Genomic DNA, 12,127 nt, shown 5'->3' on the forward strand with positions numbered 1-12,127 from the left:
ACTCTATGCTGAATCGGGTCAACATTTATTTAACCTTTCTAAATAAAGTTGAAGAGGACGAGCATGATGGTGCATTCATCTGCATGCGACTGTGAGGCCAGTTTGTGCGAGACCCTGCGTGGGTTTTCTGCCCAGCATCCTGACAGCGTGATCTATCAGACATCGCTAATGAGCGCCCTGTTAAGCGGCGTGTACGAGGGGGATACCACTATCGCCGATCTGCTTGCGCACGGCGATTTTGGTCTGGGTACGTTCAACGAGCTGGATGGCGAAATGATTGCCTTCAGCAGCCAGGTGTATCAGCTGCGCGCCGACGGGAGTGCCCGTGCCGCGAAGCCGGAGCAAAAAACACCGTTTGCGGTGATGACCTGGTTCCAGCCGCAGTATCGCAAAACCTTCGATGCGCCGGTCAGCCGTCAGCAGATCCATGACGTGATCGACCAGCAAATCCCCTCCGATAACCTGTTCTGTGCGTTACGCATCGACGGTAATTTCCGCCACGCCCACACCCGTACCGTTCCGCGTCAAAAGCCGCCATACCGCGCCATGACCGACGTGCTGGACGACCAGCCGGTGTTCCGCTTTAACCAGCGAGAAGGGGTACTGGTCGGGTTCCGCACGCCGCAGCATATGCAGGGCATTAACGTCGCGGGATATCACGAACATTTTATCACCGACGATCGTCAGGGCGGCGGGCACCTGCTCGACTACCAGCTGGAGAGCGGCGTGCTGACCTTCGGTGAAATTCACAAACTGATGATCGACCTGCCTGCCGACAGCGCATTTTTACAGGCCAACCTTCACCCCAGCAACCTTGATGCTGCAATCCGTTCCGTCGAAAACTAACAGGAGAACCACCGTGAACAGTGATAAACAGGCACGTCAGTGGGCGCATGGCGCCGATATGGTCGTAGGCCAGCTGGAAGCGCAGGGCGTGAAGCAGGTTTTCGGTATTCCGGGTGCAAAAATCGACAAAGTGTTTGATTCCTTGCTCGATTCCTCCATCGAAATCATTCCCGTGCGCCACGAAGCGAACGCGGCGTTTATGGCCGCAGCGGTAGGGCGCCTCACCGGCAAGGCCGGTGTTGCGCTGGTCACCTCCGGACCGGGCTGCTCGAACCTGATCACCGGGATTGCCACCGCCAACAGTGAGGGCGATCCGGTGGTCGCGCTGGGCGGTGCCGTGAAGCGGGCAGATAAAGCGAAGCTGGTGCATCAGAGCATGGACACGGTCGCCATGTTCAGCCCGGTGACGAAGTACGCCGTAGAGGTGAGTTCACCGGATGCGATTGCCGAAGTGGTCTCGAACGCGTTTCGCGCCGCCGAGCACGGCAGGCCTGGGGGCGCGTTCGTCAGCCTGCCGCAGGATATTGTAGACCAGCCCGCCACGGGCGCGATTTTGCCGGGCAGCAGTACTGCCAAAATGGGGCCAGCACCGGAGTCCGCCATTAACGATGTGGCGAAGCTTATCGAAAAAGCCAAGAATCCGGTCATTTTACTGGGCCTGATGGCCAGCCAGCCTGCCAACAGCGCCGCGCTGCGTAAGCTGCTGGAGAAAAGCCGCATCCCGGTCACCAGTACCTATCAGGCGGCCGGGGCGGTGAATCAGGAACATTTCACCCGCTTTGCCGGACGTGTCGGCCTCTTTAACAACCAGGCAGGCGACAGATTGCTGCATCTGGCGGATCTGATTATCTGCATCGGTTACAGCCCGGTGGAATACGAACCGTCCATGTGGAACAGCGGCGACGCCACGCTGGTGCATATCGATGTGCTGCCCGCCTATGAAGAACGCAATTATGTGCCTGACCTCGAGCTGGTGGGGGACATCGCCGAAACGCTGAACCTGCTCGCGAGCCGGATCGCCCACAAGCTGGAGCTCAGCGCGCGCGCGTCAGAAATCCTGGTCGATCGTCAGCATCAACGGGATCTGCTCGATCGCCGTGGCGCCTCGCTTAATCAGTTTGCCCTGCATCCGCTGCGCATCGTGCGGGCCATGCAGGACATCGTCAATAACGACGTTACGCTTACCGTTGATATGGGGAGCTTCCACATCTGGATCGCCCGCTATCTCTATAGCTTCCGCGCACGTCAGGTCATGATCTCTAACGGTCAGCAGACCATGGGCGTTGCACTGCCGTGGGCGATTGGTGCGTGGCTGGTCAATCCTGGCCGCAAGGTGGTCTCGGTGTCCGGTGACGGCGGCTTCCTGCAGTCGAGCATGGAGCTGGAAACCGCCGTGCGTCTTAACGCCAATGTGCTGCACATCATCTGGGTAGACAACGCCTACAACATGGTGGCGATCCAGGAAGAGAAAAAATACCAGCGCCTTTCCGGCGTAGAGTTCGGCCCGGTCGATTTCAAAGTCTATGCCGATGCCTTTGGGGCGAAAGGCTTTGCCGTCGAGAGCGCGGATGCGCTGGAGCCTACGCTGCGTGCCGCAATGGATGTTGACGGCCCGGCTGTGGTCGCCATTCCCGTTGACTATAGCGATAACCCGCTGCTGATGGGCCAGCTCCATCTCAGCCAGATTTTGTGAATCAATATAAGGACAGAGAAATGCAAAAAGTTGCTCTCGTAACAGGCTCAGGCCAGGGGATTGGTAAAGCGATTGCGCTTCGCCTGGTGAAAGACGGTTTTGCCGTCGCCATCGCGGATTACAACGAAGAGACGGCAAAAGCCGTTGCCGATGAGATCACTCGCAATGGGGGGAAGGCCGTCGCCGTGAAGGTGGATGTCTCCAGCCGCGAGCAGGTGTTTGCAGCGGTGGAAAAAGCCCGCACTGCGCTGGGCGGTTTCAACGTGATCGTCAACAATGCCGGGATCGCGCCTTCCACGCCAATTGAGTCGATCACCCCGGAAATTGTCGACAAAGTTTACAACATCAACGTCAAAGGGGTTATCTGGGGTATCCAGGCTGCCATTGACGCCTTCCGTAAAGAAGGGCACGGCGGCAAGATCATCAACGCCTGTTCCCAGGCAGGCCATACCGGGAACCCTGAACTGGCGGTCTACAGTTCCAGTAAGTTTGCGGTACGCGGGTTAACCCAGACGGCGGCACGTGACCTTGCGCCATTAGGGATCACCGTTAACGCTTACTGCCCGGGCATCGTCAAAACGCCGATGTGGGCGGAAATTGACCGCCAGGTCTCCGAAGCGGCGGGTAAACCGCTCGGCTACGGCACTGAAACGTTTGCCAAACGCATTACGCTTGGCAGATTGTCCGAACCCGAAGATGTGGCCGCCTGCGTCTCTTATCTCGCCGGGCCAGATTCCGACTACATGACCGGTCAGTCCCTGTTGATTGACGGTGGTATGGTGTTCAACTAAATACTAATAAGCTCTGACATGAGTTTTCCCCTGCCCCCGTGCAGGGGCTTTTTTTTGTCTCCTCAGCCATTGTGGATTACACTGCGCGCTGCAAAACTTTAGTCTTAGAGATCTGACAGGCGGTAACAGCGATGAACGGTACAATCACAACGTGGTTTAAAGATAAAGGCTTTGGATTTATCAAAGATGAAAACGGTGACAACCGCTATTTTCATGTGATTAAGGTCGCCAACCCTGATCTGATTAAGAAAGACGCAGCGGTGACCTTCGAGCCCACAACCAACAACAAAGGCCTTTCCGCCTATGCGGTGAAGGTGATCCCGGAAAGCAAACACCTCTATATCGCAGGCGAGCGCGTGAAGCTCACCTCGATCAAATCGTTTGTGGTGTTCAGCGAAGAAGAGCCAGCAGATACCGGCATCGATAAAGAGAACGCGGTACTGTCCGTGGGGCTGCTGATGAACAACATCAAACCCAAGTCTGATAAAAAACCGGGTGAAATGCGCACGGTGAAGAAGCTGGCTATCACCACCTTCCAGAATACGACGATGATCTTCACGGAAGATGAGATCGACATCGACGCTACGGTGAAGCTGCTGAAATAATGCTTTGCCGGGTAGGGCGACGTCTTACCCGGCGTACCGCTGTCATCCTGGCGTGCAAACGCCACTCCCTCCCGTTTTCCCGAGCAGGCGATACGCCGCGTCTCTTTTCGTCCGCTTTTTAACCTGCTATAACAAAACCCTTATCCTTCCGGGAGTCAACGCCGTGCCCGAGCTTAATCAACATGGTCAAACTGTTAACGATATCGTCCCCGACTGGAAATGCGCCCGTGCGTTAACCCGCACTCCGCTCGTCGGTCAGTATTGTCGTCTGGAGCCGCTGGATGCCGAACGCCACGCCGCGGATTTGTATGAGGCCTATGCGCTGGGGGACGACAGCGACTGGACGTGGCTTGTCAGCACCCAGCCCGTGAGCGTTGAAGACACCGCAGAATGGGTCCTTGGCAAAGTACTGGATGATGAGCTGGTGCCGTACGCCGTCATCGATTTACGTACCGGGCAAGCGGTGGGGCTGGTGAGTTATATGGCAATAGAGCGCATGCAAGGGTCGGTGGAGATCGGCCACGTCACCTGGTCACGCAAGATGAAAGGCTCCCGCCTCGGCACGGAAACCGTATGGCTGTTGCTCAGGAATGCATTCGAACATGGCTATCGTCGGCTGGAGTGGAAGTGCGATTCAATGAACACTGCCTCGCGTAATGCGGCGGAAAGGCTGGGGTTTGTCTGGGAAGGCCGACTGCGTCAGAAACTGGTGCGCAAAGGGCGCAACCGCGACAGCGACATGCTGTCAATCATTGATGGCGAATGGCCACAGCGGGATGCCGAACTCCGCGCCTGGCTGGCTGAAGCGAATTTTGACGGGGAAGGGCGGCAGCGTAAAAAGCTGGAGGCGTTTCGTCTGTAAAATATGCCCCTCACCCGTTGGGAGAGGGGCTGCTTAGCAAACTGCGTTACAGGCGAACCGGTGCACCGTTGGCGACATAATATGCCGCGGTACTCTTCGCCAGCGGCTCGCGTCCGCGAATGGCATCGGCAATTTTCTCGCCAATCATGATGGTGGTGGCGTTCAGGTTGCCGGTGATGATCTGCGGCATAATGGACGCATCCACCACGCGTAATCCCTCCAGCCCATGAACGCGACCTTCGCCGTCGACCACGGCCATTTCGTCATACCCCATCTTACAGGTGCCGCACGGGTGGAAGGCGGTTTCAGCGTGGTTACGCACAAACTCGTCCAGCTGTTCGTCGGTCTGGCACTCAATGCCCGGGCTGATTTCCCGTCCACGGTATTTATCCAGCGCCGGCTGGTGCATGATCTCACGGGTGATGCGGATCGCATCGCGAAACTCCTGCCAGTCCTGTTCGTGGGACATATAGTTGAACAGGATCGCCGGATGCTGATGCGGATCGCGTGATTTAATCCGTACATGCCCGCGGCTTGGTGAGCGCATGGAGCCAACGTGGCACTGGAAACCGTGCTCTTTGACCGCGTTCGACCCGTTGTAGTTAATGGCGACCGGCAGGAAGTGGTACTGAATATTCGGCCATTCAAACTCTTCGCGGCTGCGGATAAACCCGCCCGCTTCGAAGTGGTTGCTCGCTCCCACGCCGGTGCCGCCAAACAGCCACTCCGCGCCAATCTTCGGCTGGTTCCACCACTGCAGGGCAGGGTAGAGAGAGACCGGCTCTTTGCACTCGTACTGCAGGTACATCTCTAAGTGATCCTGCAGGTTTTCACCCACACCCGGGAGGTCATGTACCAGCGGGATGTCAAACTGCTTCAGCAGTTCCGCGTTACCCACGCCGGAGCGCTGCAGGATCTGCGGAGAGGCAATCGCCCCGGCGCACAGCAGCACCTCTTTGCTGGCCGTCGCTTTTGACGGAATCGTGCTCTCGCCTTCCAGCCACTCGACGCCTGTCGCGCGTTTGCCGTCAAAAATAATGTGATCGGTCATGGCATGGGTGCGAATGGTCAGATTCGGGCGTGATTTCGCCTGATCCAGATAGCCGCGTGCGGTACTGGCGCGACGGCCCTGCGGCGTCACGGTTCTGTCCATCGGGCCGAAGCCTTCCTGCTGATAGCCGTTAAGGTCGTCAGTACGCGGGTAGCCCGCCTGCACACCGGCTTCTACCATCGCTTCAAACAGCGGGTTTACGCCGGGTTTAGAGGTGGTCACGCTCACCGGGCCGTCGCCGCCGTGGTAGTCGTTTGGCCCCACGTCACGGGTCTCTGCCTTACGGTAGTAGGGTAGGCAGTTGAGATAGCTCCAGTGTTCCAGACCCGGCTCAGTTGCCCAGTTGTCCAGATCCATCGCGTTACCGCGGATGTAGCACATACCGTTGATCAGGGATGAGCCGCCCAGCCCTTTGCCGCGACCGCACTCCATACGGCGGTTGTTCATGTGCGGCTCGGGCTCGGTTTCATACGCCCAGTTGTAACGCTTGCCCTGCAAGGGAAACGCCAGCGCGGCAGGCATCTGGGTGCGGAAGTCAAAACGGTAATCCGGGCCGCCCGCTTCTAGCAGCAGAACGGTGGTATTGGGATCTTCCGTCAGTCGTGTTGCCAGTACGTTGCCGGCAGAGCCGGCACCAATAATGATGTAGTCAAATTGCAAAAAAACCTCCCGGTTAAAATATGGACTGGAATTTACCCATCTCAACCTGGATGGACTTCACCTGGGTATAACTCTGGAGCGTCATTACGCCGTTCTCGCGGCCAATGCCGGAGTGTTTGTAGCCACCAACTGGCATCTCTGCCGCGGATTCACCCCAGGTGTTGATCCAGCAGATACCCGCTTCAAGCTGGTGGATCGCGCTGTGCGCGCGGTTCAGGTGGGCAGTCACGATGCCCGCCGCCAGACCGTAATCGGTGTCGTTGGCGCGACGAATCACCTCTTTGTCGGTTTCGTACGTGAGGATGGACATCACCGGCCCGAAGATCTCTTCGCGCACGATGGTCATCTCATCGGTGCAGTCGGTGAACACGGTGGGAGCCACCCACGCGCCGTTGTCAAAGCCTTCGCCTTTCAGCACATCGCCACCGCACAGCACACGCGCGCCTTCCTCTTTGCCTTTGGCGATATAGCGCAGCACGTTTTCGCGGTGCGGGAAGCTCACCAGTGGACCAAAGTTGGTGCGTTCATCGAACAGATCGCCCGCGCGAATACGTGCCACGCGCTCAACAATTTTCTGCTCAAACGCGGCTTTGAATTTCGCCGGCACGAACACGCGGGTGCCGTTGGTGCATACCTGGCCGGAGCTGAAGAAGTTGGCCATCATGGCGATGTCCGCCGCGAGATCCAGGTCGGCATCGTCGAAAATAACCAGCGGGGATTTCCCGCCCAGCTCCATCGTCACCTCTTTCAGGGACGAGGCCGCCGAATTGGCCATCACTTTTTTGCCGCTGGCAACGCCGCCGGTGAAGGAGACTTTGGCGATGCCCGGGTGCTCGGTCAGGAACTGACCGGTTTCTGCGCCCACGCCCGGCAGAACGTTAAACACGCCGTCCGGCAGACCCGCTTCGGTGTAGATCTCGGCAAGCTTCAGGGCGGTGAGGGGTGTCACTTCGCTCGGTTTGAAGATCATCGCGTTACCTGCGGCCAGCGCTGGCGCGGATTTCCACAGGGCGATCTGGATCGGGTAGTTCCACGCGCCAATGCCCGCGACCACGCCCAGCGGTTCACGACGGGTATAGACAAATGAGGTATCGCGCAAGGGGATCTGGCTGCCTTCCAGCGCCGGGATCAGCCCTGCGTAGTACTCCAGCACGTCCGCGCCGGTGACGATATCAACGGTGCTGGTTTCTGAGTACGCTTTGCCGGTGTCGAGGGTTTCCAGCTTCGCCAGCTCGTCGTTACGCTCACGAAGAATGTCTACCGCACGGCGCAGAATGCGCGAGCGCTCCATGGCGGTCATCGCCGCCCAGATTTTTTGCCCGCGCTGTGCGCTTTCTACGGCGCGATCGACATCCTCGCGCCCGGCGGCCTGAACGGTCGCCAGGACTTCACCGTTGGCCGGGTTGATGGTCTCGAAGGTGCGACCGCTGGTGGCCGATGTATAACCACCATTGATATAAAGCTGCTGTTCTGCCATTCGGGACATAAATTCTCCTCGGTTAATCGGTCGGTAAATGCTGGCTAATAAAGTGGCTGGTGAGCGACTGGGCCAGGGTTTTATCCAGCGGTTTGCCACTCAGCGCGGCGCGCAGCCACAGCCCGTCAATCAGCGCCGCGAGCCCGTAACCCGCCTCCTGCGCCTGTTCGCGCGGCAGCTCGCGGCGGAACTCATACACCAGGTTCGACAGCAGACGGCGGCTGCTCACCTGCTGCAGACGGTAGAGCATTGGCTGATGCATGCTGCTCGCCCAGAAGGCCAGCCAGGCTTTCATTGCCGCGCCGCTGATCTGGGTTTCATCAAAATTGCCGCCGACAATCGCCTGCAGACGCTGCTCAGCGCTGCCGTGCGGTAAGGCATGCAAACGGTTCAATACCGCGTCGCGCAGCTGGCCGGTGATGTCGCGCATGGTCGCTTCCAGCAGGCCATTTTTGTCCTTGAAATAGTGACTGATGATCCCCGTGGAAACGCCCGCCCGACGGGCGATCTGCGCGATGGTCGCGTCATGCATTCCCACTTCATTTATTGCTTCCAGCGTGGCGTCGATCAGTTGCCTGCGCCGGATTGGCTGCATCCCCACTTTGGGCATTTTTGCCACTCCATTCATCAGCGTTGGTTAACCATTAAAGCGGTTTTTGATTGGACGTTCAATATAAAATGTGTCTTAATTGTTGCGGTTTTGGATTTCAATAGTTACAAAAACAGTGGGGATACTGGATGACAGATCTTTCGCAAGACAGAGAAAAGGACAAAATCAATCCGGTTGTTTTTTATACATCCGCAGGACTGATTTTGTTGTTTTCCCTGATGACGATCTTCTTTAGCGATTTTTCTGCCGAGTGGATTGGGCGCACCCTTAACTGGGTGTCGAAGACCTTCGGCTGGTACTACTTGCTGGCGGCGACGCTCTATATCGTCTTCGTCGTCTGCATCGCCTGCTCGCGCTTTGGCTCGGTAAAGCTCGGGCCGGAACAGTCAAAACCCGAGTTCAGCCTGCTGAGCTGGGCCGCGATGCTGTTTGCCGCGGGCATTGGTATTGACCTGATGTTCTTCTCCGTGGCGGAACCGGTCACGCAATATATGCAGCCACCGGAAGGGGCGGGGCAGACGATGGAGGCCGCGCGACAGGCAATGGTCTGGACATTGTTCCACTACGGCTTAACCGGCTGGTCGATGTATGCCCTGATGGGTATGGCGCTTGGATACTTTAGCTATCGTTATAATTTACCCCTCACGATCCGCTCCGCGCTCTATCCGATTTTCGGTAAAAAAATTAACGGACCGATTGGACACACCGTGGATATCGCGGCGGTGATTGGCACCATCTTTGGGATCGCCACCACGCTCGGTATCGGCGTGGTGCAGCTCAACTACGGTCTGAGCGTGCTGTTTGATATCCCGGATTCCATGGCGGCCAAAGCGGCGCTGATCGCGCTGTCGGTGATTATCGCCACCATTTCGGTTACCTCCGGCGTGGACAAGGGCATTCGCGTGCTTTCTGAGCTGAACGTCGCGCTGGCGCTGGGGCTGATCCTGTTCGTGCTGTTTATGGGCGATACGTCATTCCTGCTCAATGCGTTAGTGCTGAACGTGGGTGATTACGTGAACCGCTTTATGGGTATGACGTTGAACAGCTTCGCCTTTGACCGCCCGGTCGAGTGGATGAACAACTGGACGCTGTTCTTCTGGGCGTGGTGGGTCGCGTGGTCGCCGTTTGTTGGCCTGTTCCTGGCGCGTATTTCGCGTGGACGCACCATTCGTCAGTTTGTGATGGGCACGCTGATTATCCCGTTCACCTTTACGCTGCTGTGGCTGTCGGTGTTCGGCAACAGCGCGCTGCACGAGATCATTCACGGCAATGCGACGTTTGCGCAGGAAGCGATGGTGCATCCGGAGCGAGGGTTCTACAGCCTGCTGGCGCAGTATCCGGCGTTTACCTTTAGCGCCTCTGTTGCGACCATTACCGGCCTGCTGTTTTACGTCACCTCGGCGGATTCCGGCGCGCTGGTGCTGGGGAACTTTACCTCGAAGCTCAAGGACATTAACAGCGATGCCCCTAACTGGCTGCGCATCTTCTGGTCTGTCGCCATTGGCCTGCTGACTCTGGGCATGCTGATGACCAACGGTATTTCTGCCCTGCAGAACACCACGGTGATCATGGGTCTGCCGTTCAGTTTCGTGATCTTCTTCGTGATGGCCGGGCTGTATAAATCTCTCAAGGTGGAAGATTACCGCCGCGTCAGCGCCAGCCGCGACACCGCGCCACGCCCGATGGGTGCGCAGGACAGACTGAGCTGGAAAAAGCGGTTATCACGTCTGATGAACTATCCGGGCACGCGCTACACCAAACAGATGATGGAAACGGTCTGCTTCCCGGCGATGGAAGAGGTGGCGCAGGAGCTGAAGCTGCGTGGTGCGTATGTTGAACTGAAAAACCTGCCGCCGGACGACGGTGAGACTCTGGGACACCTGGGTCTGCTGGTGCATATGGGCGACGAACAAAACTTTGTCTACCAGATTTGGCCACAGCAGTATTCGGTGCCCGGGTTTACCTATCGCGCACGCAGCGGGAAATCAACGTATTACCGCCTTGAGACGTTCCTGCTGGAAGGGAGCCAGGGGAATGACCTGATGGATTACAGTAAGGAACAGGTAATTACGGACATACTGGATCAGTATGAGCGACACCTGAACTTTATTCACCTCCATCGCGAGGCGCCGGGGAATAGCGTGATGTTCCCGGATGTTTGAGCACTGAATTGAAGTAAAACCGCGGGGCCAGTTCTGGCCCCGTTCTACGACTGCTTATCCTTTACGACTCAGTAGCACTGCTATTTGCCCATTCTTTTTTTATATTTATCTGCCTTATCTGTTTTTATCAGTCTTTCCTTAAGCACAAATGCATTAATTCAAAAAGCGATTTACGATAATACTGCTGGTTTTTATAAGGAGATAAAAATGACGATCCCAGCTTACGTGTGGCTTAAAGGCGATGGCGGTGTTGATATTAACGGTTCTCCTGCGGAGCAATAACGGTGACCCGATGAGGACTTTCACCGGTTTTTTCCTTTTTTGCGTACAAATAGTATTTTGGTTTTTTGTTTGCGGCCTGGTATGGGCAGCCTTTTTTCCTCTGGACAACGTTCAACGTCTGGCAAACGTGTTTAGTATTTACGGCATAGAGGGTGTGCATGATTTTGCTTCGATTCTTGCTCTGTCCGTCTCGGCCATTGGTGCCACTGGGATAACAGTCATTTGCATGAGGTTTTTGTTCAGTAAGAAGTAACACCCAGCCTTATCTGCGCTGCACCTGGGGCAAGGATTGAAAAGACTGCAGTCTGGCGTATTGTTCAACGCCGTGATGATGACTTGCGCGAAGCGGCGGGAAAAGGCGGAAGCAGTGTGATCTGCGTGTTGCCGTCACGCAGCCAAAACAGCGTGAAGGCATCATCTTGCGAAAACCCCGCCAGCGGGCGGGTCAGCGCCAGCGTCAGGGTATTCTCGTCGAGCGCCGTGACGCGGGCACAATCAAAGCCCATCATCGCGTTAACCTGTGAAAACAGCGCCTTAAACAGGCTCTCTTTGGCGCTAAACGTCAGCGTCAGCGCCTGCGCAAATGGCAGGCCGGTGTGGCGCAGCAGCGAGTCTTCTGCGGGGCCAATAATCCCGTCTTTGATCTCCACCGCTTCGTCATCAGCGAGGATAATTTCCCCGTCGATACCCGTTAGCCCGTGCGGCGTTACAACGGCCAGCGCACGACTGGCCGTATGGCTGATGCTGCCCGTCATGCCGTCAGGCCACAGCGGCTCGCCGCTGCTGCCGATAGCCGGTATGGCCGTAGAGCCATATTCCTGCAGGGCGTGGGCGGCGGCGAGGCGTCCGGCCAGGTGTTCAGCTTTACGTTTGGGGGCAGCGTGAGCAAGCGCGTTGTGGTGAGGAAGCCAGAGGAGGTCTGCGTCGGTAAAGGTGGTGGGATCGAAGGTAATTTGGTGGACCGTGGTTCCGGCAAGACGAAATGTGGAGTGGGTGGTGCGCATGTTTTCTCGTCCTGACGTTGAGGAATAGTGCGGCCTGATGCCTTCACCCCGATCCTCTCCTGCCGGGAGAGGGAGACATTCAGC

The 12,127-nt window shown here is 57.1% G+C and carries 10 protein-coding genes; 6 read left to right on the forward strand and 4 right to left on the reverse strand.

Annotated features, from left to right (window positions below):
* Positions 1-66: 66 nt before the first annotated feature.
* The 5 genes from budA to AB6731_RS10210 all read left to right on the forward strand — a co-directional run bounded on the left by budA (position 67) and on the right by AB6731_RS10210 (position 4,797).
* Positions 67-846, forward strand: a complete 780-nt coding sequence (gene budA, locus AB6731_RS10190; RefSeq protein ID WP_025204708.1) for an acetolactate decarboxylase — start codon at positions 67-69, stop codon at positions 844-846.
* A complete protein-coding gene (gene alsS, locus AB6731_RS10195) occupies positions 818-2,539 on the forward strand; it encodes an acetolactate synthase AlsS (protein ID WP_086463059.1) in 1,722 nt (573 codons plus the stop codon). Before budA ends, alsS begins: the two co-directional genes overlap by 29 nt.
* Positions 2,540-2,559: 20 nt before the next feature.
* Positions 2,560-3,330, forward strand: a complete 771-nt coding sequence (locus AB6731_RS10200; protein WP_020885040.1) for a (S)-acetoin forming diacetyl reductase — start codon at positions 2,560-2,562, stop codon at positions 3,328-3,330.
* A 131-nt stretch (positions 3,331-3,461) separates the two neighbouring features.
* Positions 3,462-3,935, forward strand: coding sequence for a cold-shock protein (locus AB6731_RS10205; protein WP_014169053.1), 474 nt, complete (start codon positions 3,462-3,464; stop codon positions 3,933-3,935).
* A 163-nt stretch (positions 3,936-4,098) separates the two neighbouring features.
* Complete coding sequence (locus tag AB6731_RS10210) at positions 4,099-4,797, forward strand: GNAT family N-acetyltransferase (protein ID WP_014169054.1); 699 nt, start codon at positions 4,099-4,101, stop codon at positions 4,795-4,797.
* Positions 4,798-4,843: 46 nt separating this feature from the next.
* On the opposite strand, the gene betA is transcribed toward AB6731_RS10210, so the two are convergent.
* Genes betA through betI form a run of 3 tightly spaced genes read right to left on the reverse strand, consistent with a single transcriptional unit; the run spans position 4,844 to position 8,595 of the window.
* On the reverse strand, positions 4,844-6,508 hold the full coding sequence (betA, locus tag AB6731_RS10215; protein WP_020885039.1) for a choline dehydrogenase: 1,665 nt from the start codon (positions 6,506-6,508) through the stop codon (positions 4,844-4,846).
* Positions 6,509-6,521: 13 nt separating this feature from the next.
* The gene (gene betB / locus AB6731_RS10220; RefSeq protein ID WP_371006323.1) at positions 6,522-7,994 is read right to left on the reverse strand and encodes a betaine-aldehyde dehydrogenase; all 1,473 of its coding nucleotides are present in this window, start codon (positions 7,992-7,994) and stop codon (positions 6,522-6,524) included.
* A gap of 13 nt (positions 7,995-8,007) precedes the next feature.
* Positions 8,008-8,595: a transcriptional regulator BetI gene (gene betI / locus AB6731_RS10225; RefSeq protein WP_020885037.1), complete on the reverse strand. Its 588-nt coding sequence runs from the start codon at positions 8,593-8,595 to the stop codon at positions 8,008-8,010.
* A gap of 128 nt (positions 8,596-8,723) precedes the next feature.
* Between betI and betT the strand changes: the two genes are divergently transcribed.
* Entirely contained in the window at positions 8,724-10,757 is a 2,034-nt protein-coding gene (gene betT, locus AB6731_RS10230) for a choline BCCT transporter BetT (protein ID WP_371006324.1), read from the forward strand.
* A 599-nt stretch (positions 10,758-11,356) separates the two neighbouring features.
* Here betT and entD read toward each other — a convergent pair.
* On the reverse strand, positions 11,357-12,043 hold the full coding sequence (gene entD / locus AB6731_RS10235; RefSeq protein ID WP_149376196.1) for an enterobactin synthase subunit EntD: 687 nt from the start codon (positions 12,041-12,043) through the stop codon (positions 11,357-11,359).
* Between the last annotated feature and the right edge of the window lie 84 nt (positions 12,044-12,127).

This window comes from Enterobacter sp. RCC_40 (genome assembly GCF_041360735.1).
GTDB classification, from domain to species: Bacteria; Pseudomonadota; Gammaproteobacteria; order Enterobacterales; family Enterobacteriaceae; genus Enterobacter; species Enterobacter ludwigii.